Origin of the sequence: Lactobacillus sp. ESL0679 (assembly GCF_029433515.1) — a bacterium.
GTDB lineage: Bacteria > Bacillota > Bacilli > Lactobacillales > Lactobacillaceae > Lactobacillus.
This window is the reverse complement of sequence record NZ_JAQTIG010000001.1, coordinates 90,034-111,711: the sequence shown is the minus strand read 5'-3', so window position 1 is coordinate 111,711 and position 21,678 is coordinate 90,034. Positions and strand designations below refer to the sequence as shown.

The window sequence follows — 21,678 nt, the reverse complement described above, 5'->3', positions numbered from 1 at the left end:
CTGGGAGCAGTAAGACTTTTTTGTTACACTAAATGCAAAGAAAGGAACGCATAAAATGAAAGATCACACAACTAAGCGTTATGCTTATGTAACGCTACTTAACATTATCATTACCATTGCAGAGTTTATTGGTGGGTTCGTGTCTGGTTCTTTAGCCTTATTGTCAGATGCTGTCCATAATTTAAGTGATGTGGGTGCGATTATCATTTCATTTGTCGCACATTTAATTAGTAATCGCAGTCGCAATCAGAATAAAACGTTCGGCTATGAGCGCGCTGAAACCTTGGCTGCCTTCACTAACGGAATTATTTTGATTCTAATTAGTATTACTTTATTTGTTGAGGCAATTGAGCGTTTTTGGCAGCCTAGCCAGATTAAGGGCGGTATTATGCTGGTGGTCGCGGTCATTGGTCTGATAGCTAATTTTGTTTCTATGCTGGCGATGCATCGGGATGCACAGGGGAGTTTAAACGTCCGCTCAACGTTTGTGCATATGATGAGTGATGCCTTGTCTAGTGTTGCTGTTGTCATTGGCGCAGTGTTTATTTACTTCTGGCAGATTACCTGGCTTGATCCTGTCATGACGATGTTAGTGTCAGTTTTTGTTCTGCATGAGGCGTATCAGATTACCAAAAAGGCAGCGAATATTTTAATGGAATCAAATCCTGATATTGACCTTGAACAAATGAATCAAATTGTGTTATCTTTTCCAGAGATAAAAAATATTCATCATGTGCATTTATGGCGCTACAGCGACAATTATATTATGCTTGATGCCCACGTTAACGTGGATGCAAAATTAACTGCCGGTGAATTTGAAAAGTTAACGCAGCAAATTAGTAAAAAGTTGCAGCAATTGGGGATTAATCATATCAATTTTCAAGCCGAGTGCGAACGCGGCAAGAATGATGAGATGATTGTGCCGGGCCATGATCACGAAAATTAGGGGAAATAGAAATGAAAGTTAGTCTTTTTACAGCCATTATTGTTTTGATTGTCGGACTTTATGACATGGCGTATTCATATAATCGGCGCCGACATAATCAGCGCGGAGGCGGTACAACGGCCTTTATGATTTTGGGAATTATTTTTGTCATCGGCGGTATTGCAATGATGATTTTGCATTGGGTCAAGTAGATGGTCAAGTTAGTTTTAGTTAGGCATGGTGAAAGTACGGCCAATTCGGCTAATGTCTACACTGGATGGAATGATGTGCCACTGACCGCTAAGGGCAGGGCACAAGCAAGGCATGCTGGCGAACTAATTAAGCAAATTCCTGATTTTGCGCCAACACATATTCATACTTCGGTTTTATCGCGGGCAATTGTGACCGCAAATATTGTGGCTGATGTTTGTCACTTCTTGTATTTACCAATTAACAAAACTTGGCGATTAAATGAGCGGCATTACGGCAAACTCCGCGGCATTAATAAGGATCTGTCCCGCCAAATTTATGGCAAGCAGCAAATTCTAGAATGGCGCCGCGGCTTTTATTCAATTCCGCCAGAGGGAAAAAAGATTACGGATCGCCGCTATCATACCTGTGACTTGCACCGCCTGCCGCTTGCCGAGAGCTTATATCAGACGCAACAGCGCTTATTGCCATACTATAATAATGAAGTTGCAAGTAGATTGAAAAACGGTGAGGATCAATTAATTGTTGCTCACGGCTCAAGTTTGCGCGCCTTAATTAAAAAAATGGAAGAAATTAATGACTGCGACATTGTTCAGGTAGAAGTTCCTAATGCAGAGCCAATTAGCTACACTTTAAATGCTCGTTTACAAATTGTTGATAAACAAATTTTGCGCTAAATTTTAAGATTGCTTTTAGTTCTGATTAAGGAATTTGGCAGATGTATGTTAAAATTTATTACGATACTATATAAGTTTTACATTCTTAGTTTGGAGTAAAAGGCATGCGTAAAATATTTTTATTACGAGGCGCACCCGGCTCCGGTAAATCTTCATTCATTGCTCGCCATCACTTACAACCATACGCGATTAGTCGTGATCAAATTAGATTATTATTGGCGAACTTAACCTATTTTTATGAAGAAGATACCGATTGCTTACATCAAGTAATTCCGCGCTATGCGAATAAGCAGACAGAGCGGTTAGTTGACTACCTCGTAGAAGAAAAGATGAAGCGCGGCGAAACGGTAATTGTTGATAGTACCCATGTTGTTTCTGATAGTATTGAACACTATAAGCCTTGGGTTGAGCGTTATCGTTATGAATTATTCGTCGTTGATTTAATGTACCACAAGAGCTTGCGTAACTTGCTTAATCGCAATCAAGTACGCCGGCAATATGATTGGGTCAAGCCAGATGTGGTTAGAGAAATGTACTTGACCTACAAGGATAATTGGCAGGTGCCTGAATGGGCACACGTAGTTAATCCTAATCAGATGGGCAGTGTGTTGTCACAAAAGGAGAGTGATTTAGATCATTTTGCACACGTAATTGCTGTGCCAGATAAAGTTGCGGAGGCAGATTTTCCGCATGTACATATTTCTAATTTTTACTTTTCCTTTAATGATCGGTTTACAGAAAAGTACGGTACTTACCGTAATGTGGTTACAGTTGGTAAGACGGAAGAAGAGGTTATTAAGGAATTTCGCTTACCATATTTTGTGTTCAAGTTTCATCACAAACACTTTTTAATTTCAGCGTATCCAATCAGAAATGAGTTGCTGGATCCGATTAAAAAAGTCAAAGGTGTGTGGACGTATTCAACTGGATTGGTTAATTTGGCTGATTTTATGCACAAAGTACCACAGAGCAGACCACAACATGTGCACCAATTTAATTTGAGTAAATTACACTCTGATCGCTTGTTGCATATTTGGTAGTCTAATAGACGCTACATTTAGGTGTGGCGTCTTTTTTGTGGGCAAAATTAGGTTGACTAAAGAATATTAATAAATTAAAATATAGTGTATTAGCATACTAGTATGCATAGAAAGGGAAAATTGTAAAAAGATGAAGAAAAATAAAAAAGCAATTATTACTTTAGTAATTTGTTTAATCGTGGTCTTATTATGTGCCGTTATTTACTTAGGACATCGAGAAAGTGCGTCAGGTAAGGCGAATAGTCAACCAACGAAAACCAGAATAATTTATCCGCAAAAATTCACTAAAGTTAAGGTGGATGTTGATGTGGCTGATGTCAGTATTCAGCAAGGTAAGAAATATCAAGTAAAGATTAGCGATAATCAGAAGAGTAGAATTACCACTAACGTTAAGAATGGTGAATTAGAGGTTACTCAGCATGGACAGCTGCATAATCACTTTTTCAATATTGGCAATATATCTATTAATGGCAAGCGTATGACTGCTAAATATCGAGTTGAAATAACAGTTCCACGTAAAAATTCACTTACTAAAATTACTGCCCAAACAAGTACAAGTGACTTTGAGTTAAATAATTTACAGTTGCAAAAGTTAGCTGTCGACTCTGATACTGGTGATATTGACTTTAACCATATCATTGCAAATGACTGCAAGTTATCGAGTGATACTGGCGACATTGAGATTCATGCTAGCCAGCTTAAAAATGTCATTGGCGATGTTGATACTGGGGATGTAGATATTTCTACGTCGCGTTTATTAGGTAATAATTCATTTTCATTAGATACTGGTGATTTTACTTTGGACGATGCTAGTAAAAAGATGACATACCATTTGTCAGTCGATACTGGTGATATTGAGTATTTTGGCGATGATGTAGATGATCATTTAATTAAAAATTCTTCCAGCAGTAAAGCAACACTTAAGGTTGATTCCTCGACTGGTGATATTACGATTGACTAACGTTCACTTATTTTTGCCATTTAAATTTGCTGGAGCCGTAAAAAATAGTACAATAAGGTAGCAATACTTTTGAAAGCGCTTTTTATGAAAGCAGATAGAATGAAAATGCAAAAAGAAGAATTAAAAGATAAGTTTACTGAAATATATCATGAAAACCCTAAGGGTTATTATTTTTCTCCAGGTAGAATTAATTTAATCGGCGAGCACACTGACTATAATGGCGGTCATGTATTTCCGTGTGCAATCACCCTAGGAATATATGGTGCTGTAGGTGCACGCGATGACCAGACGTTTCGTCTTTACTCCACCAGTTTTGCCGAGCTAGGCATAATTGATGTTGACCTGAATGACCTCCATTTTGTCAAAGAGGATTCTTGGACTAATTATGCTAAAGGGATGCTGTACTTTTTATTGGCTAAAGGTGCGCAAATCACGCATGGTTTAAATATATATATCGATGGCAATATTCCTGATGGTGCGGGCTTGTCTTCGTCAGCTGCTCTGGAAATGCTAATCGGCGTTATTTTGAAAGACCAGTTTGACCTCGACTTCAGTGCGCTTGACCTTGTCAAAATGGGCGTTTCAACTGAGAATGACTTCATTGGCGTAAATTCAGGGATTATGGACCAATTTGCAGTGGCAATGAGTAAGCAAAATCAGGCAATCCTGCTTGATACTAATACATTAGACTACAGTATGGTGCCCCTTAATTTACAAGATAATGTCATCGTCATTATGAACACGAACAAGCGCCGTGAACTAGCAGATTCTAAATATAATGAGCGCAGAAGTGAGTGCGAGCAGGCACTTCACGACTTACAAAAAGAATTAAATATTAAATCTTTAGGCGAGCTTGATAGTAGAACTTTGGACCAATATAGTTCGCTGTTATCTTCAGAAACACTGCTCAAAAGGGCGCGGCATGCAGTCTGGGAAAACGAGCGGACATTATACGCTGAACAGGCGTTGCAAAAAGGCGACTTAGCACAATTTGGACGATTAATTAATGCTTCTCATGTGTCTTTAGAAAACGACTATGAGGTTACAGGCAAGGAGCTAGATACACTTGTTCATACCGCATGGCAGCAGCCAGGCGTATTAGGTGCAAGAATGACAGGCGCTGGTTTTGGCGGTTGTGCAATTGCACTGGTTAATAAAAAAGATGTGGAAGCATTTAAGCAAAGTGTCGGCACTGTATATGAGCAAGTAATTGGCTATGCGCCATCGTTTTACCTTGCTGAAACTGCAGATGGTGCCAAGGTCTTAAAGTAGTTAGTGATGGGAATGTAAAAAATGCAGACAAATTTAGTTGATCAATTTGTTACGCAAATAATTGCTGCAGGCGATGCTACAGAACTGGATCAGATTTATTTAGTTAATCAAGTGTTAGCGTTAGTCGGCGACGAAGCACGGGAATTGATGACAACAAGTACGGCGTTAATTGATTTAAAGGATGAACTGGTTGCCGCTGCTTTGAAAAATGGTAATTGTGGTCCAACTCTCAACGAGCAGGATGTGTTAGGTGCTCAGTTAATGAACTTGTTAGTGCCGCGTCCGAGCGTTGTTAACCACAATTTTTGGCAGACATATCAAGAAAAGCCGGAACAGGCGCTGGCTGACTTTTATCAATTAAGTAAACGCAGTGACTATATCAAAACGCGCGCAATTGCTAAAAATATTTACTTTGTCACGCCTAGTGAATATGGCGATTTAGAAATTACGATTAACCTGTCTAAGCCGGAAAAGGACCCGCGGGCAATTGCGGCAGCTAAGAAGGTAAAGGCAACAGGGTATCCCTTATGTCAATTGTGCAAGGAGAATGAGGGCTATTTAGGCCGAGTTAATTATCCTGCTCGCAGTAATCATCGGATTATTCGCTTTAAGATTGGCGACGAGGTCTGGGGTTTTCAGTATTCTCCTTATGCTTATTTTAATGAGCACTGTATTTTCCTTTCGGCTAAACACGAAGGAATGAGAATTTCAGAAAAAACGTTTGTGAGACTGCTTAATATTATTGAACAATTTCCGGGATATTTTGCTGGAAGTAACGCTGATTTGCCAATTGTTGGTGGTTCGATTCTTGCTCATGAGCATTATCAAGGTGGTCGGCATAATTTTGCAATGATGAAAGCTAAGGTGAAGACTGAGCTTAATTTTGCGGGCTTTGATGATATTGCAGCTGGGATTGTGAAGTGGCCGATGTCTGTTATTCGCTTGTGCAGTCAAAATAAACAGCAATTGGTTGCGCTGGCTAACAAAATTTTGCAGGCATGGCGTGATTATAGCGATGAACAAGTGGATGTTCGGGCATTTACTGGTGAGACGCCGCACCATACGATTACACCAATTGCACACAAGCAGGGCAACCAGTTAGTACTGGACTTAGTATTGCGGGATAATCAAACTTCGGATAAATATCCCGATGGTATTTTTCATCCTCATCAAGACGTCCAACATATTAAGAAGGAAAATATTGGCTTAATCGAAGTGATGGGGCTAGCAATTTTGCCACCACGACTTGAACCGGAGATGCAAGAAGTGCAGAAGTTTCTGTTAGGTGAAAAGAACGATATTGCAGCAATGCATTTGCCGTGGGCTGAACAGATTAAGGCGCAAAATTCTATTACAGCAGCAAATGTTGATGCAATTTTGCAGACAGAACTAGGCAAAGTCTTTGCGAGAGTGCTTGAAGATGCGGGTGTCTTTAAGCAAACAAAGGTCGGGCAAGAGGCGTTTATGCGTTTTGTTCAGAGCGTTGGTTTAAATTAAAGTAAATAAACGTTGAAGAAATTCAACGTTTTTTTAATACGCAAAAACGACCACTTAGTCGAGATGAGTGACCACTTGGACAGAAACTATTGTTTTAACTGAGGAAAAGATTTTAATTAGCTTAAAGAGATTTATTTAAGCTTAATTATTTGAAGGAGAACTCATGATTGTAAAGTACTACTCCAAGTCGAAGCTCGTTTTAATGTGCATTTTAGGAATTATTGCCAGCACGGAAAACATCGTGATGGCGTATATGACAGGCACTTTAGTTAATATTGGTACAACAGGCCAGCTGCAAAAACTGCCACGATTTTTGGTAACGATTTGCCTTCTTTTTCTTATCGTCTTTTGTGCTAAACTCGGTTACAATTATTTGAAAAATGACGCAATTAGGCAAACGAACAGTACATTAAGAACTAAAATTTTTAATGGGATGCTGCACGAAGAGCGGGCGGAAAACTCAGCAGGGTTAAGCTTTTTGACAAGTGACTTTAAGCTGCTTGAGACTAACCGGTTCGGTGCTGAAATTAACATCGCGATGAGTTCTTGTATGCTGGTATTATCTTTAAGCTACGCGTTTTATATTAATTGGCTGCTCACCATTCTGTTCTTTGTCGGGTCTGCTGTGCCAATGTTTGTTGTCACTTTCTTCCAGAAGCCATTGCAAAAAGCATCGGACTCTTGGAGCGATGCTAATGAGCAATACGTTAACCAGACTAAGAACTTTTTGGCCGGAGCTGATTCCTTGCGGTTATATCGCCGCCAGCAAAGTGGTGTTGTTAAAAACCGGCAAGTTGTTAATCAACTGGAAAAAGCATTAGCACGGATGAATTTGCTAAACGACAATTCACAAGCCTTAGTTAATCTTGTTGCCGAAATTGGTACGTTTTTATTGCCAATTTTGGTTGGAATTTACTTAATTGTTAAGGGTCAGACAACACTAGGAGCATTATTTGCGGTTGTTCAGCTGTCAAACTCATTTGTGAATCCAATTTTAATGATTATGCAAGAACGTAATCACTTTTCAACGACTAAAAATATTGTGGCTAAGATTAAACAATATTTGGCTTTTGGCGAAAAGATCGAGCCGGTCAAGGTAATTGACTTCAAGCAAGAAGTTACTTTTTCGCAAATTGATTTAGCCAGAAACCAGCAGCAATTAGCTCAAGGCATTAATTTAGCAGTTAAAAAGGGCCAAAAGATAGCAATCATCGGGCCATCGGGTAGTGGTAAGTCAACCTTGTTCCAATTTTTGTTGTCCGGCAAGTTTGGCCAAGCTGCTAAAATTTTAGTTGATGGTCAAGATTATCCAATTGAGCAGCTCACCGATTTGTTTGCTTATGCCAGCCAAGCGCCAGTGATTTTTGCGGATAATTTGTGGTTTAATCTGACTTTAGGAGCTGAAATTCCTGCAGCCAAAGTTAAGGCGGTTTGCTCAATGTTGCAGTTAGATGAAATAGTCCAAGAAAAAGGTTTCGCTTACCAATTAGGTGAGAATGCCGACCAGTTGTCGGGCGGTCAGTTAGCGCGAATTGAGTTAGCACGGGCGATTTTGGCAGAACGGCCAATTCTGTTGCTAGATGAAATTAATGCTTCGCTTGATCGGGCAACTGCGAATAAAATTCACCACTATTTGCTTAATTCGGACTTGACTTTTGTTGAGGTGATCCATCATTATGAAGCAAATGAATTAAAGCAGTATGATCAGGTAATCGATTTTAATGATTACCAATAAAATCTTGGGGGGAGCAGAAAATAATGGCAAAATTGTTTTTAGCATCAATGTTAAATAATGTCCGTGATTTATTACCTGAATTCGCGGGTGATTTGCACGGCAAAAGCGTGGCGTACATTCCAACGGCCAGTAATATTGAACGAGGCCATCATGCGATGGTGCGGACAGAAAGCAAATTACTGGCAAACTATTTGGGCATGCAGGTTAACGTTTTGGATGTAGCAGTTGCTTCTGCTGCTGAAATTGCAGCTGGTCTGCAAACTGCCGATGTAATTTATGTTTCTGGTGGCAATACTTTTTATTTACTGCAGGAATTGAAGCGAACGGGTGCTGACCGCTTGATTATTCGCGAGGTTAATGCCGGTAAATTATATTTTGGCGAATCAGCCGGAGCCGCAATCACAGCACCTGATATTGAATACATTAGTTTGATGGACAGCACCAAAAAGGCCCCGAATTTACATGATTTTCATGCACTAAACCTAGTTGATTTTTATGTTTTGCCGCACTATTTAAGCTTTCCATTTAAACAGAAGTCGCAGCGCGTTTTTGCTAAGTATTCTTCCCGATTACCTTTAAAGACGATTAATAATCACGGAGTAGTAATGGTTAATGATGATGTAGTTACAATTACTGAAAAATAAACAAAGCGTTACTTCAAAAGTAGCGCTTTTTTAAATATTAGCTTGAAAATAATAACTAATTTTTGATATGACAGTATACTTAAGTAATTTTAGTACATGATGCAGGTACTATTATTACACCACTTTAGTCTTTAAACTGCTTTGGCCGCAAATCTTGCGTGATGGTTAACATTTTAACGGAGCAGAATCGGTAAAAAGTAAGTGGAAGAATGAAAATTCTTCAATTTTGGAGGTAGACTAGTGGCTATTAGTAATTTTTTATTAATTATTTTTGCGTGTGTGTCATCGTTTTCACGCGGCATTATTTCGGTAATTGACCGGTACCAAATGGGATACCGGAAGCAAAGTTCAATTAATGTTAACTTTTTGAATAATCTGTGCAGTACGGCACTTGTAACTGCGTTATTAATTGGGATGTTAAATCGGTTTTCGGCACCAGCATTAACAGGTGAATATCTGTGGCACATTGGTATTTATGGTTTGCTTGCGCAGTTAGTTGCCTATGGCTATAGTTATGTGTTTAAAAAGGTCACAATTATGCAGTCAATTGTTTTGAGTAAAATGACCGACCTGTTTATTCCAGTGGCAATCTTTTTGACGATGGGCTATTTTAGTCAATCAGCTTATTTAATTTCAATTATCTCAACAATAATTGTTGTTTGTTACATTATTTTTAAACAACGGCATAGCGAATTAAGCGTTAAGACTTTGCTGACAACGTTTATGGTTATTGGGCCGTTATTGATAATTCAGGCAGCTCTTTCACCCCTTCTGACTATAGGCGTGGTAAAGCCAATTGATTTGATTTATTTTACAATCGCGACGATTTATATTCGGTGCATAATCACAATTATCACTTTTGGGGTAAAAAATCATGGCCTTAAATTTAAGCCGGGAAAACTTACTAAGCAAGTTTTCTGGATTTATGCGGCGCGGGCAATTTTGACATTGCTGGCGCAAGTGACATATACGTTAGCAACGTCATCACCAAATTCGGGAATTGCATGGGTCTTTCTCAATATGACTAACTTGTACAGTGTTATTTTTGGTAGTTTTGCCTTAAAAGAAAAAATTCATGTTGCTGATGTTTTACTAATTATCTGTATTTTTGGCTTGGCACTGTTATCAAGATAGTTTTACTGCAATCAAAAAAGCGTTACTTAATGTAGCGCTTTTTGTTTACAATTCTTTATTTAAAAGCTAAAGCACCCATTGGGTCCCAAGGCAATAGTTGAATTGGATCCTTGCTGCCTTCATCAAATGTCTTCTTCAGGTCATCAGGCAGGAACTTCTTGTTGATGACAGCTTGATAAACAAATGAATCAAACCAAGCATCGCTCATGACGAAGTAGCCTTTAAATCCAGGTTTAACGCCCCATGAATTTTCAATCTTCCATTTAGTTGGCTTATCGTCTACAAGGTCTACACCAGTAATTACCATGGCGTGGTCCATCATGCTTTCGCCGGAGTCAAGCATGTCAGCTTTGGACATTGAAAAGTCAACGTCAAATAATTCGTCACGCTTGTATATGTTGGTATCGAGCAAGCCGAGTTGGCGGTCAGAATCCTTACCAACATTGGAGCCGAACCAGACAACTTCGCCAGCCTTTAATTGCTTGATAATCAATTCTTTCATTTCGCCAATCTTCAAGTTTAAGTGGCGCACTTGCCGACCACCGACAACGTTGCCAAGGTATTCAACTGAGAAGACCTTGTGGTAAGGCTTGTCGCTTGTTGGTGAATTGATAGTAGAAACGTGGTCCTCAAGATTCATGCCGACATACTTGTCGAAGAATTCCTTTGGTGTAATTGCAGCTTCTCTGTGGTAATTACCGTCATCATCCTTGTATTCGAAGTCAAATTTGGTAGGTGGTACACCAAGTGAAATAGCTAAAATCCGGAAAACGTCGTTTAACATTTCGGTCTTACGTGCTTGGATTTCATCTTCAGACTTGCCTTCGTTAACTAAGTCGCGTAATTCTAAGCCGTCCTTACGTAATAGGGTGTTCAAGGTGTCGTTTAAAGCACTTGAATTTGTGGCGTTAGCTGTTTCTGGGTAAACCGTCTTTGGCACAATACCATATTTTTGAATTAAGCCGCAAAGCATATCCCATTGACCACCGTCTTGTTGAGGGGTGGCGAATAAAAAGGTAACTTTGCGATCGCCTAATGGCTTATCAGCTGTGGCAATAACGTTTTCGAAGAACCAGTTAGATTTTTCAAATTTATCCCAGAAATTAGTATAGTTTTGGGATAATTCAAAGTCCTTAACCTTGTATTCTTTTTGCAGTGGGTGACGCATCGTGTTCAAAGCTGAGAACATCCAGCAGCGACCTGATTGCTTTTGGTCGGCTGGCTTACCCGTGTCAATTTCAACTGAAAAAGTTGGGTCTAAGTCGATTTTGGTTTGCGTATTTTGACTAGCCTTGTAAATGCCATTTTCTTGGGCAGCATGACTGGCAATATTAACACCAGCATGTTTAGCAAGATTTTGGGTGTATTTGCTAATAGCATCGTTTGTGATTTCTTTTGTCATAAAATATTCCTCCTTGATAATTGGTATAACTAATATTTTAGCCTATAACAGTAATAACGTCTATTAGCTATGCAATAATTAAATAGTATTTGTGAATATTAAACAAAAAAAGCCATAATTGTTATTTAGTTAATTAAATTTAAAAACTATTTTGCTAACAGCTAGCAATATTTACAGTAAATTCAATAATATTTTCTTACAAGATAATTGAATTAATACGATAAATTTATGTTATCTTATGTGAAAAGGATAATATATTGGTTAAACAAAAAGGGAAGAACAATGAATTATAATTTAATGCCAGTCAAGTATTTTGTAGATGTTGTTCAAACACATGGCTTTATTTCTGCTGCTAAAAGAAATTATGTTTCCGAAACTGCTGTCAGTTCAGCAATCAAAAAGTTAGAGAATGAGTTGGGACACAAGTTGCTTAATCGGACAGCAGGCGAATTTTCTTTAACGCCAACTGGGGAGCTTTTTTATGAACGAGCTGTCGAAATTATTAATTCTTATAGCGAAATCTGGCACAATCCGGATAAGCATCCCGAAAAATTATTGCGCATTCATTTTTTGCAAGGACTAGAGGCTAATGCCGCTAGGCTTGCTAGTTGTCTGCCTAAAAAGTACGTCGTTAGCTTTGATGAGGAAGCGTTCAACACCAGTATCAGCCGGCTGCTTAAAAATAATTATGACCTACTAATTGGCTTCCAACTTGAGTTTGCGGGTAATAGTAAAGTGGTAACTTTACCACTGGAAAAAGTTGACTTTGACTTGGTATTTAATTCTAAAGCTGTTCAAAAATACGGTCAGGACCTAAAGAAATTGGCACAAAATTCGACAATCTATATGCAAGATTGGCGATCAACAGGAATTTTAAATATTCAAACAGCGATGCTTGAGACATATGCTCAAGAAGGTTGGAGCTATAAGGAAATAGCAGCGGTGAATGATTTTTCGGCTGCATATTTAAATGTTAATTATAAGGGAGGCATGACAATGGTGCCTAGTACCTTTCAGTCTGTCGATTATTGTGAAAATATTTACAGAATATCGCCTGAACATTTGAAGGGTAAATTTGAAATTGTTGCAGCGTTTAGTACCAGTAAACAAAAGGAATTTTCTAAGTTAATCACCAAGGCAATAACTTTAAGTTATCGGTAGCAACTTTTATATGTTAGCGTTTTCTTGTGATTAGTTTTACAATTCTTATTGTAATAAAAGTCACAAGAAAGGTGGAATTTGAATGGAAACTATTTCAACGAAAGTAGTGGTTGTAGGTTCTGGCTCATCTGGAATTTCTGCAAGTTTTGAACTTTATCAACAAAATATTCCGTTTGTTCTCATTGAAAAGGGAAATAAAGTTGGGGGCGCTGGAAAGTTTGGTGCCCACGGAGTTTTTGCGATTAATTCTGAGCAACAGAAGAAGTTAGGCGTTAAGTATAACTATCGAGAAGCATTTCAAGGCTTAACAGACTACAATCACTTTTTTGTTAATGGTGAATTGTTGGCCAGATTTTTAAAAGAATCTGGTAAAAATATTGCGCGGTTAACCGAAATGGGCTTGCCGGTCACTGTTGAGCAAAGTGAGCAAAAGGCCCACTTGAATGACCCACTTGTTTATCATAAGTTTAACGATTTTAAGGAAAAGATTGCTAACTGGGACAAACTACCAGCCAAATTTGAAGCAGCTGGGAATCATGTATTAACCGAAACTGAAGCTGTTGACCTTGACTACGACAATGGTTTAAAGGCTGTCATTGCCAAAGATAGTACTGGTAAGCAAATCAGAATTGAAGCCAGCAAAGTTATTTTTGCCGATGGTGGATATTGTGGCAGCGACGAGATGATGCGGGAGCGCTATTCAGACACCGACGAGTTACTAAACTTGGGCGAACACAAGTCAACTGGTGTTGGTATTCGGTTATCGCAGAAACTGGGTGCTGATTTGCGTCACAGTCCTGTCTTGTTTGCTCACGGTTGTGCACCAAGTATGCAAATTAATCCGATGAAGCGTGATAGCAGCGTTGAAACTCTAACTAACGTGCCACTATTGTGGTTAGACCAAACGGCTAACCGGTTTGTTAATGAAGATGTTGTTTACGACTTTGCGATGTGGGCTAATGCGGCACACAACGTTCATGGTAAATATTATGTTGTGGTAGACCAGGCAACACTTGATTATTTCAAGAATCATGAAGTCGAGTTAGAGGATACGTTTGAAAGACAGTTCTGTGATGTTGGTGAAGAACCACGGACTGCTGTTGGCCCGCTGCCAAATATTCAACAAGACTTTGATGCTGCTATTAAGACCGGTGAGGTTGTCAAAGCAGATACGCTTGAAGAATTAGCACAAAAGTTAAATGTGCCAGTTGCTGCTTTGAAGCGCAGCCTAGATTCATACAACAAAGCGGTTGAAAATAAAACTGACGATACTTTCTTAAAGCCTGCTGATGAACTGCTTTTTGGTGTTCATGATGGTCCATTCTACGCAATTATTGAACATTGTGCGATTTTAGGAACTTTGGATGGTGTGAATGTCAACCGCAATTGTGAGCCGGTTAGAGAAGATGGCTCACAAATCAAGGATTTGTATATTGTTGGTAATAATGTTAACGGACTTTATTCAGATGGTTACCCAAGTTATGAAGGAATTGCGAATGGTTTTGCCTTTGTTTCTGGTTGGATTGCCGCTAAAGAAGCAATTAAGAGTTTAAATTAGGAGAAGAAAAATGTTAAAAGATAAAGTTGCAATGGTTACAGGTGCTGCTCAAGGAATTGGTTATGCAATTAGTGAAGAATTTGCCATTCAAGGTGCAAACGTTGTATTGACGGACTACAACCCAAGCGTTGTCGACACAGCCAAAGATTTGAACGAAAAATATGATGGTGAGATTACTGGCATGGTTTTAAATGTTATGAAAACCGACAGTATTGTAGACAGTCTAAATAAAATCGTCGACACTTATGGCAAGCTGGATTATGCCGTTAACAATGCCGGTGGTGGTGTGCTGAAGCCATTTGCTGAATTAACCGATGATGATTTTGATAAGACAATCAACCTTGACTTGCGTGGGACATTCTTGTGTATGCGTGAAGAAATCAAGATTTTCTTAAAGCAAGGTTATGGCTCGATTGTTAACGCTGGTGCTTTAGGTAGTGTCTACAATCCGGGTGGTATGGGTGCTTATAACGCTGCCAAGAACGGTATTATGGGAATGACCCAAGCAGCAGCGGTTGATTATGCAGAAAACAATATTCGTGTAAACTGTGTTGCCCCAGGTTTAACAAAGACGCCATTAAACGATGGTGGTTTCCTTGAGAAGATTTTACCAACTGTTCCAATGAAGCGTTACGAAACTGCGGCAGAAGTCGCAAAAGTTTACGTCTTTGTCGCTAGTGAAGCAACCTTTATGACTGGTCAAACCATTCTGAGTGATGGTGGTGTTTCAGTTGGTTTGAAATAGGAGGCAAGTTAATGTTTCCTAAGAAAGCACACTATGATTTAGTGATTGTCGGTGGTGGCCTGTCGGGCTTAACTGCGGCAGTGAGTGCTGGTGAAAACCATCTTGATACTTTAATCATTGAAAAGGGCCGGACATTAGGCGGCGACGGTAATTATGTTGAAGGTGCCATGGGTGTAGATAGTTATTTGCAAAAGCAAGAGGAAATTGAAATTGATCCTACTCAGCTTTTACAAGATGAACTAAATTATTCTCACTATGAAGCTAATGCACCACACTTAAAGAAGTTTATTAACCAAAGTGGTGCAATCATTGATTGGCTGCATGATTTAGGTGTTGACTTTGTTAAAGTTGGTCCGCAAGGGAAAAGCTGGCCAACAATTCATACCTTTACAGGTGGTGGTCAGGCCGTAATTGCGACTTTACTAGCTAAAGTTAATGAATGTGGAATTGAAATAGTTACGAGTATCAGTGCGCAAAAGATTTTGCAACACAATGGGCATGTTTCTGGATTGATGATTAAGAACGAAGCAACTGGTCAAATGCGTGAATTAGCAGCAGACGATGTGATTCTTGCCACAGGTGGCTATATTGATAACCCAGAATTAGTTAAGAAGCGGACGCCACTTAACAGTCGGTTGTTATCCGTTAGTGATGGCAAGTCGACTGGTGATGGGATGCAGCTTGCATGGCAGGCAGGAGCTGAACACTATCAAATGGGCGCAATCCAATACGGTGGTGGTGCCATTTTTGATAAAACAAGACCACCGTTTATGCACATGGCTTCGCAATTGGCAGCAGCAGCTACGCAAGAAGCGATCTTATGGGTTAATGAGCGCGGTGACCGGTTCGTCAATGAAGATGTTAACGACAACATGTGCCATGCCGGGAGCAGTATTTTGACGCAGGCGAGAACATTTTCAATTTTGGATCAAGCTGCTGTGGACCATTTAACTGACGTTGGCTTGTATAAAGAACTGGGTAACTCACCGGTTTCACCAGAAAAGTTAGATAATTTAACCACAGAGATTGAGCACGATCTTAAAAATAATGAGAAATACTTAACCAAAGCTGATTCAATTGCTGACCTTGCTGACAAGCTTAACTTGCCTAACTTGGAATCGACAATCGAGCGTTATAACGAAGTTGCCAGTCAAGGTAAAGATAGTGACTTCGGCAAGGCTGCAGATTATCTGACACCACTCAAAAAGGGTCCATATTATGCTGTTGAACTTGGTGTTGGGATGGCATGTGCGCTTGGAGGCATTCGGGTTGACAATGATAATGAAGTTTTAAACAGTTATGGTTACCCTCTTGAGGGACTCTATGCTGTTGGTAACGACGCTGCAGGCATGCTAGTTGGTGATACTTACGCTGTTACCTTGCCGGGAAGTACAGCTGGTTATGCTGCCTTTTCTGGTCGTAATGCAGTCATGAGTATTTGCAAAGGAAAGCGGTAAAGAGTGGAAGTTTCTCAACAATATGTTACTAAAACACGTATCGGTGTTTTAGCAGTTAGTATGATTGGCATGGCAGCCTTAGCCATTACCCCGTCGTATGCGGCGATTGCCCAGCACTTTGCCTTAAACAATACCAGCGTGCAGATGCTGACCTCGCTGCCTAACCTGTTTATGATGGTGGCTGGCTTAATCATCGGTAAATTGACGGCCAGTAAGATTAATTTAAAAAGCTTAACGGTTGGCTCAATTCTGCTGGTCGTAATCGGTGGCTTATTACCGGTATTCTTCCATGAAAGCTTTGCTTTTTTGATAATTTGTTCTTGCTTAGTTGGTTTGGGTCAAGGAGCTTGTACTAATTTAACGCAAGTTTTAATCTCACAAATTTTACCTAAAAAAGAACGCGAATCAACGATGGGCATTTCAACCACCTTCATTAATATTGGTGGGGTTGTCTTCATCATGGGTGGTGGTCAGTTAGCTGCCGCAAGTAGCTGGGTTAATAATTATTGGATTTATCTCTTTTCATTAGTAATTCTGCTAGTCGTTCTTCTGTTATTGCCGTTGCATCCCAAGGATGTTTCTGGTAATAATAGTCAGCATCAAGAACCGGGTAAAATTAAGCTAAACAAGTATGTGTTCTATTGTGCATCGTGGGCATTTTTAACAATGCTATTAAATAATGTCTTGAATAACAATATTTCACTCTTTGTTGTCCAACAGCACTTGGGTGCCACGTCGCAAGCCGCATTGACCTCGACAATTTCCCTAATTGGTGGGATGCTTTGCGGCTTAATCGTTGGGATTATCGGTAAGAAATTCAGATATTCGTCAATTGCACTTTCATTTTTACTTTATGGCGTAGCGTATTTATTAATTGGCTTTATCCATTCATTAATTATTGTCTTCGTTGGCAGCTTTTTAGTTGGTGCAGCCATGAGTATTGCAATGGGGCAGTTTCCGTATCTGATTTCCCTTGCCGTTGATGACAGCAGTGTATCGATGGCGTTAGGCGTTTATGTGGCCATTTACTCAGTTGGCGGTGTTGTTAGCCCGTTTGTTGTTAATCCGTTGACGGCAATGGTTAAGAATATCGGGATTAATGTCTTCTCAGTTAGTGGGATCTTGGCAATAATAATCAGTTGCTGCTGTCTGCTATTTAAGTTCCAAAAGAATTTAATCAAAAATTCCTGTAATTAGTAGAATATTTTAACTGAAAAAGCTCGTAAGGATCATACTTGCGAGCTTTTTGGTTAGTTAAATTTTAAAGAGTGCTGCTATTTTTGCGCTGGCTTGTGATACCAAACTTTGTTAAATTCGGGATGCTGACTAAAGTAGTCAATTACGAGCGGGTCGAGCGGCCAGATTGGCAGCTGTGAATCTTGAGCAATTTCTAAGACTGATGACATTTGCTCTGCTAAAATTTGCTTACTGTCCGCTACGGGATTAATAAAGAAGTGGTTCATAACCCAGACAGTGGCATCTTGGCGTTCAATCTTATCCATCGTCCAGCAGCAAAGAAGAACGTCGTTATCATCATAAATTTCACAAAATTGGTGTGGATCGTTAATATTATCCATTGGTGTATCCTTTACAAAATAAATTTGACTTTTTACGTATTTATTATAGAAGATTTTAATTAAAGCTCGCAATCTATTGTAAAATAGTTTTACAAAGGTTAAAGGGAGTAAATAATGAATAAAACACGGGGTTTTGAGATCGTATCGAGTTATGAAAATAAAAATATTAATTTACCGCGGCGGCAAACAATTGCCAGTGCTGGTTATGACTTAGAAGCTGCTAAGGACATTATTATTCCCAGCATTTGGCGGTTGAATTTTGTGCGGATTTTTCGCTTAATTAGAAACGGGCACCACTTATATGAACCTGATTATCAGCTGGCAGACCAAATCTTGCAGCCACTGCTAATTCCAACCGGCGTTAAAGCTTACATGCCTGATGATGAGGTGCTATTGCTAGCCAACCGGTCGTCCAATACTTTTAAGCGTAACTTAAGCCTGCCAAACGGGATTGGTGTGATTGATTCTGACTATTACAATAATCCCAATAATGAGGGTGAGATTTTTATGCAGGTAATTAATTATGGCGTGCGGCCGCTGCAGATTCACAAGGGTGACCGGATTGGACAGGGGATTTTTGTTCAATATTTAAAAACCGATAACGACTTGCCTGTTAGCCGGCAGCGAACCAATGGCTTTGGCTCAACTAATAAGAAAGGAAATTAAATGGCAAAAATCAAAACTAAGTATAAATGCCGTTCGTGCGGCTATATCTCGGCTAGTTACTTAGGCCGTTGTCCCAATTGCGGAGCGTGGAACCAGTTTGAAAAAGAAACTGAACAGGTAGTAGCACGTTCGAGTAAGGCCAGCCCTAGTCGATTGATTAAAAAAACGGGAGTTAATGAGCCGGTACAACTTAATAGTGTTAAAGCTGAAAAAGAGGAGCGCATCCAGACAAAATCCGAAGAATTAAATCGGGTGCTTGGCGGCGGAATTGTTCCCGGGTCATTAGTTTTAATCGGTGGCGACCCCGGAATTGGCAAGTCGACGCTAATGCTGCAGATTATGAGTGATTTGGCTAAAGATCATAAGGTATTGTATGTTTCCGGTGAGGAATCGGCTAACCAGATTAAGCTGCGAGCTAATCGTTTGGGGTTAGGCGCTAGTGACATGTTGCTGTTTCCAGAGACAGACATGGAAGATATTCGCCAGCAAATTGCGGACGTGCAGCCTGACTTTGTTGTTATTGATTCAATTCAAACGATGAATGAGCCAAGCCTTGATTCGATGACGGGCTCAGCTTCGCAGGTGCGCGAGGTTACTAGTGAATTAATGAAAATTGCCAAGATGGATGCAATTACGGTTTTTGTGATTGGTCACGTAACTAAAGAAGGCGCAATTGCTGGGCCGAAAATTTTGGAACATATGGTTGATACTGTTCTATACTTTGAAGGCGACGAGCACCATGCTTACCGCATTTTGCATTCTGTGAAAAATCGCTTTGGTGCTGCTAACGAAATTGGGATGTTTGAGATGGTTAATGAGGGCTTGCAAGAAGTCACCAATCCATCCGCAATTTTCTTAGATGAACGTTTGCCTAAGTCCACGGGGTCGGCGATTGCCGTTTCGCTTGAAGGTACAAGGCCATTACTGGCAGAAATTCAAGCGCTGGTAACCCCGACGGCCTTTGGTTATGCCAAGAGAACAACATCGGGAATTGATTATAATCGTGCCGCATTATTATTGGCGGTTTTGGAAAAGCGTGGCAACTTAATGCTGCAAAATCAGGATGTTTATCTGACTGCAACGGGTGGTATTCGTTTGAATGAGCCAGCAGTTGACCTAGCTGTTGTGATGGCAATTGCATCCAGTTATAAGAATCAAGAAATTTTACCAACCGACTGTTTTGTAGGTGAAGTTGGTCTGACTGGCGAAGTCCGCCGGGTTAATAAAATTGAAGTTCGAATTAAGGAAGCAGCCAAAGTCGGCTTCAAGCGGATTTTTATTCCGCGGCACAATATGCAGACTAGCTTGAAGGACTTAGGAATTGAAGTAATTCCTGTTTCTAGCATTCCGCAGGCATTAAAGTTGGTTTTAGGCTAGGAAATATTGAACTTTTTGCTGATTACGGGTAAACTAAAATTGTTTGAATTTACTATTTTTGAAAGAGGCATGAATTTTGGCTAAACAAAAGATTCGTGTAAGATATGCCCCAAGTCCAACGGGACACTTGCACATCGGTAACGCACGGACCGCGCTGTTCAATTACTTGTTTGCGCGGCACACTAAGGGAACTTTAGTGTTAAGAATCGAAGATACAGACCAGAAGCGTAACGTTAAGGGTGGTTCACAGTCACAGATGGAGAATCTGCACTGGTTAGGCATTGACTGGGATGAAGGTCCAGACAAGGGCGGCGACTTTGGCCCGTATCGTCAATCTGAACGTAAAGACATCTATAACAAGTACATCAAGCAATTAATTGATGAAGGTAAGGCATATTACTCATACAAGACTGAAGAAGAGCTTGAAGAGCAACGTGAAGAGCAGCGAGCAATGGGAATTGCTCCGCACTACACTTATGAATATGAAGGTATGACTGCTGATGAAATCAAGCAGGCACAAGAAAAGGCTGAAGCTAAGGGCTTAACGCCAGTTGTCCGGATTCATATTCCAGAAATGGTTACTTATTCTTGGGACGATATTGTTAAGGGTCATTTAAGTTTTGAATCTGACACTATCGGTGGCGATTTTGTTATTCAAAAGCGCGATGGCATGCCAACTTACAACTTTGCAGTTGTTATTGATGACCACTTGATGGAGATTACACATGTTTTGCGTGGGGATGATCATATCTCAAACACACCTAAGCAGTTAGCTGTTTACCAAGCTCTTGGCTGGGAACCACCAAAGTTTGGTCATATGACTTTAATTATCAGTGCTGATACGGGTAAGAAATTATCTAAGCGTGATGAATCAGTCTTGCAATTTATTGAGCAATATCGTGACCTTGGTTACTTACCAGATGCGATGTTTAACTTCATTACTTTGCTTGGCTGGTCACCGGGTGGTGAAAACGAAATCTTTAATCAACGTGAATTGATTAAGCAGTTTGATCCAGAACGGTTGTCCAAGTCCCCAGCTACCTTTGACCAAAAGAAGTTGGAATGGATTAACAACCAGTACATCAAGAAGGCTGATCGTGATACCTTGCTAGACTTGTCATTGAACAACTTGCAAGAAGCTGGCTTAGTTGAGCAAGACCCGACACCAGAAAAGATGGAATGGGTTCGTCAATTAGTTAACATTTACTCAGTACAAATGTCTTATACTAAGCAGATCGTTGACTTGGCTAAAATTTTCTTTGATGCACCAAAGGATTTGAGCGATGAAGAAATTGATGAAATCCGTAAAGATGAAGCTCGTCCTGTAATTGAAGAATTTAAGAAGCAGATTAATTTGATTTCACGCTTTACGGCGCCACAAATTATGAATGCCGTTCAAGCTACTCGACGTGAAACTGGAATTAAGGGCAGACGCTTGTTTATGCCAATTCGAATTGCTACAACTAGATCAATGGTTGGCCCTGGAGTAGGGGAAGCTATGGAACTTTTGGGTAAAGCAAGAGTGGTTGAACACCTTGACTTGACCTTAAAGCAAATGAGCGAAAATGGTCTTTAATTTATTAATAAATGAAAAGCTGACTTACTGTTAAAGTAGGTCAGCTTTTTGTTTTGTAATTCGA

The 21,678-nt window shown here is 39.9% G+C and carries 20 protein-coding genes; 18 read left to right on the top strand and 2 right to left on the bottom strand.

Going from position 1 to position 21,678, the window contains the following annotated elements; all coding sequences use genetic code 11:
* Nucleotides 1–55: 55 nt before the first annotated feature.
* The 10 genes from PT287_RS00610 (at nucleotide 56) to PT287_RS00565 (ending at nucleotide 10,095) form a co-directional block, all read left to right on the top strand.
* On the top strand, nucleotides 56–946 hold the full coding sequence (locus PT287_RS00610) for a cation diffusion facilitator family transporter (protein WP_277131805.1): 891 nt from the start codon (nucleotides 56–58) through the stop codon (nucleotides 944–946).
* Nucleotides 947–957: 11 nt separating this feature from the next.
* Nucleotides 958–1,137, top strand: a complete 180-nt coding sequence (locus PT287_RS00605) for a hypothetical protein (RefSeq protein ID WP_277131804.1) — start codon at nucleotides 958–960, stop codon at nucleotides 1,135–1,137.
* Nucleotides 1,138–1,812: a 2,3-diphosphoglycerate-dependent phosphoglycerate mutase gene (locus tag PT287_RS00600; protein ID WP_277131802.1), complete on the top strand. Its 675-nt coding sequence runs from the start codon at nucleotides 1,138–1,140 to the stop codon at nucleotides 1,810–1,812.
* 104 nt (nucleotides 1,813–1,916) lie between these two features.
* Complete coding sequence (locus PT287_RS00595) at nucleotides 1,917–2,852, top strand: AAA family ATPase (protein ID WP_277131801.1); 936 nt, start codon at nucleotides 1,917–1,919, stop codon at nucleotides 2,850–2,852.
* 130 nt (nucleotides 2,853–2,982) lie between these two features.
* On the top strand, nucleotides 2,983–3,813 hold the full coding sequence (locus tag PT287_RS00590) for a DUF4097 family beta strand repeat-containing protein (RefSeq protein ID WP_277131799.1): 831 nt from the start codon (nucleotides 2,983–2,985) through the stop codon (nucleotides 3,811–3,813).
* A 105-nt stretch (nucleotides 3,814–3,918) separates the two neighbouring features.
* Complete coding sequence (locus tag PT287_RS00585; protein ID WP_277132446.1) at nucleotides 3,919–5,085, top strand: galactokinase; 1,167 nt, start codon at nucleotides 3,919–3,921, stop codon at nucleotides 5,083–5,085.
* Nucleotides 5,086–5,106: 21 nt separating this feature from the next.
* Complete coding sequence (gene galT, locus PT287_RS00580) at nucleotides 5,107–6,582, top strand: UDP-glucose--hexose-1-phosphate uridylyltransferase (protein ID WP_277131797.1); 1,476 nt, start codon at nucleotides 5,107–5,109, stop codon at nucleotides 6,580–6,582.
* A gap of 163 nt (nucleotides 6,583–6,745) precedes the next feature.
* Entirely contained in the window at nucleotides 6,746–8,317 is a 1,572-nt protein-coding gene (locus tag PT287_RS00575) for an ABC transporter ATP-binding protein (RefSeq protein WP_277131796.1), read from the top strand.
* Nucleotides 8,318–8,340: 23 nt separating this feature from the next.
* Nucleotides 8,341–8,961, top strand: coding sequence for a Type 1 glutamine amidotransferase-like domain-containing protein (locus PT287_RS00570; RefSeq protein ID WP_277131794.1), 621 nt, complete (start codon nucleotides 8,341–8,343; stop codon nucleotides 8,959–8,961).
* Nucleotides 8,962–9,201: 240 nt separating this feature from the next.
* Complete coding sequence (locus PT287_RS00565; protein ID WP_277131792.1) at nucleotides 9,202–10,095, top strand: hypothetical protein; 894 nt, start codon at nucleotides 9,202–9,204, stop codon at nucleotides 10,093–10,095.
* A gap of 55 nt (nucleotides 10,096–10,150) precedes the next feature.
* On the opposite strand, the gene pepC is transcribed toward PT287_RS00565, so the two are convergent.
* Nucleotides 10,151–11,497: an aminopeptidase C gene (gene pepC / locus PT287_RS00560; protein ID WP_277131790.1), complete on the bottom strand. Its 1,347-nt coding sequence runs from the start codon at nucleotides 11,495–11,497 to the stop codon at nucleotides 10,151–10,153.
* 282 nt (nucleotides 11,498–11,779) lie between these two features.
* On the opposite strand from pepC, the gene PT287_RS00555 reads away from it, so the two are divergent.
* The 5 genes from PT287_RS00555 (at nucleotide 11,780) to PT287_RS00535 (ending at nucleotide 17,615) form a co-directional block, all read left to right on the top strand.
* A complete protein-coding gene (locus tag PT287_RS00555; protein ID WP_277131788.1) occupies nucleotides 11,780–12,658 on the top strand; it encodes a LysR family transcriptional regulator in 879 nt (292 codons plus the stop codon).
* Nucleotides 12,659–12,740: 82 nt separating this feature from the next.
* Nucleotides 12,741–14,216, top strand: coding sequence for an FAD-binding protein (locus PT287_RS00550; RefSeq protein WP_277131786.1), 1,476 nt, complete (start codon nucleotides 12,741–12,743; stop codon nucleotides 14,214–14,216).
* A 10-nt stretch (nucleotides 14,217–14,226) separates the two neighbouring features.
* Nucleotides 14,227–14,961, top strand: coding sequence for an SDR family NAD(P)-dependent oxidoreductase (locus tag PT287_RS00545; RefSeq protein WP_277131784.1), 735 nt, complete (start codon nucleotides 14,227–14,229; stop codon nucleotides 14,959–14,961).
* Between the two features lie 11 nt (nucleotides 14,962–14,972).
* Complete coding sequence (locus tag PT287_RS00540) at nucleotides 14,973–16,418, top strand: FAD-binding protein (RefSeq protein ID WP_277131782.1); 1,446 nt, start codon at nucleotides 14,973–14,975, stop codon at nucleotides 16,416–16,418.
* A gap of 3 nt (nucleotides 16,419–16,421) precedes the next feature.
* Nucleotides 16,422–17,615 carry an MFS transporter gene (locus tag PT287_RS00535; protein ID WP_277131780.1) on the top strand — a complete coding sequence of 398 codons (1,194 nt, stop codon included), beginning with the start codon at nucleotides 16,422–16,424 and terminating at the stop codon, nucleotides 17,613–17,615.
* 77 nt (nucleotides 17,616–17,692) lie between these two features.
* On the opposite strand, the gene PT287_RS00530 is transcribed toward PT287_RS00535, so the two are convergent.
* Nucleotides 17,693–17,995 carry a hypothetical protein gene (locus PT287_RS00530; RefSeq protein ID WP_277131779.1) on the bottom strand — a complete coding sequence of 101 codons (303 nt, stop codon included), beginning with the start codon at nucleotides 17,993–17,995 and terminating at the stop codon, nucleotides 17,693–17,695.
* A gap of 114 nt (nucleotides 17,996–18,109) precedes the next feature.
* On the opposite strand from PT287_RS00530, the gene PT287_RS00525 reads away from it, so the two are divergent.
* The 3 genes from PT287_RS00525 to gltX all read left to right on the top strand — a co-directional run bounded on the left by PT287_RS00525 (nucleotide 18,110) and on the right by gltX (nucleotide 21,614).
* On the top strand, nucleotides 18,110–18,661 hold the full coding sequence (locus tag PT287_RS00525) for a dUTP diphosphatase (RefSeq protein ID WP_277131777.1): 552 nt from the start codon (nucleotides 18,110–18,112) through the stop codon (nucleotides 18,659–18,661).
* Nucleotides 18,662–20,038 carry a DNA repair protein RadA gene (gene radA / locus PT287_RS00520; protein WP_277131775.1) on the top strand — a complete coding sequence of 459 codons (1,377 nt, stop codon included), beginning with the start codon at nucleotides 18,662–18,664 and terminating at the stop codon, nucleotides 20,036–20,038.
* Between the two features lie 76 nt (nucleotides 20,039–20,114).
* Entirely contained in the window at nucleotides 20,115–21,614 is a 1,500-nt protein-coding gene (gene gltX, locus PT287_RS00515; RefSeq protein WP_277131773.1) for a glutamate--tRNA ligase, read from the top strand.
* The last annotated feature ends 64 nt before the right edge of the window (nucleotides 21,615–21,678 follow it).

What these genes read in the sequence shown, in the direction of transcription:
- PT287_RS00595 (WP_277131801.1), top strand. Translation starts at nt 1,917, where the DNA reads ATGCGTAAAATATTTTTATTACGAGGCGCACCCGGCTCCGGTAAATCT.
- PT287_RS00605 (WP_277131804.1), top strand. Translation starts at nt 958, where the DNA reads ATGAAAGTTAGTCTTTTTACAGCCATTATTGTTTTGATTGTCGGACTT.
- galT (WP_277131797.1), top strand. Translation starts at nt 5,107, where the DNA reads ATGCAGACAAATTTAGTTGATCAATTTGTTACGCAAATAATTGCTGCA.
- PT287_RS00570 (WP_277131794.1), top strand. Translation starts at nt 8,341, where the DNA reads ATGGCAAAATTGTTTTTAGCATCAATGTTAAATAATGTCCGTGATTTA.
- PT287_RS00540 (WP_277131782.1), top strand. Translation starts at nt 14,973, where the DNA reads ATGTTTCCTAAGAAAGCACACTATGATTTAGTGATTGTCGGTGGTGGC.
- radA (WP_277131775.1), top strand. Translation starts at nt 18,662, where the DNA reads ATGGCAAAAATCAAAACTAAGTATAAATGCCGTTCGTGCGGCTATATC.
- PT287_RS00610 (WP_277131805.1), top strand. Translation starts at nt 56, where the DNA reads ATGAAAGATCACACAACTAAGCGTTATGCTTATGTAACGCTACTTAAC.
- PT287_RS00590 (WP_277131799.1), top strand. Translation starts at nt 2,983, where the DNA reads ATGAAGAAAAATAAAAAAGCAATTATTACTTTAGTAATTTGTTTAATC.
- PT287_RS00525 (WP_277131777.1), top strand. Translation starts at nt 18,110, where the DNA reads ATGAATAAAACACGGGGTTTTGAGATCGTATCGAGTTATGAAAATAAA.
- PT287_RS00585 (WP_277132446.1), top strand. Translation starts at nt 3,919, where the DNA reads ATGCAAAAAGAAGAATTAAAAGATAAGTTTACTGAAATATATCATGAA.
- PT287_RS00575 (WP_277131796.1), top strand. Translation starts at nt 6,746, where the DNA reads ATGATTGTAAAGTACTACTCCAAGTCGAAGCTCGTTTTAATGTGCATT.
- pepC (WP_277131790.1), bottom strand. Translation starts at nt 11,497, where the DNA reads ATGACAAAAGAAATCACAAACGATGCTATTAGCAAATACACCCAAAAT.
- PT287_RS00530 (WP_277131779.1), bottom strand. Translation starts at nt 17,995, where the DNA reads ATGGATAATATTAACGATCCACACCAATTTTGTGAAATTTATGATGAT.
- PT287_RS00555 (WP_277131788.1), top strand. Translation starts at nt 11,780, where the DNA reads ATGAATTATAATTTAATGCCAGTCAAGTATTTTGTAGATGTTGTTCAA.
- PT287_RS00545 (WP_277131784.1), top strand. Translation starts at nt 14,227, where the DNA reads ATGTTAAAAGATAAAGTTGCAATGGTTACAGGTGCTGCTCAAGGAATT.
- PT287_RS00600 (WP_277131802.1), top strand. Translation starts at nt 1,138, where the DNA reads ATGGTCAAGTTAGTTTTAGTTAGGCATGGTGAAAGTACGGCCAATTCG.
- PT287_RS00550 (WP_277131786.1), top strand. Translation starts at nt 12,741, where the DNA reads ATGGAAACTATTTCAACGAAAGTAGTGGTTGTAGGTTCTGGCTCATCT.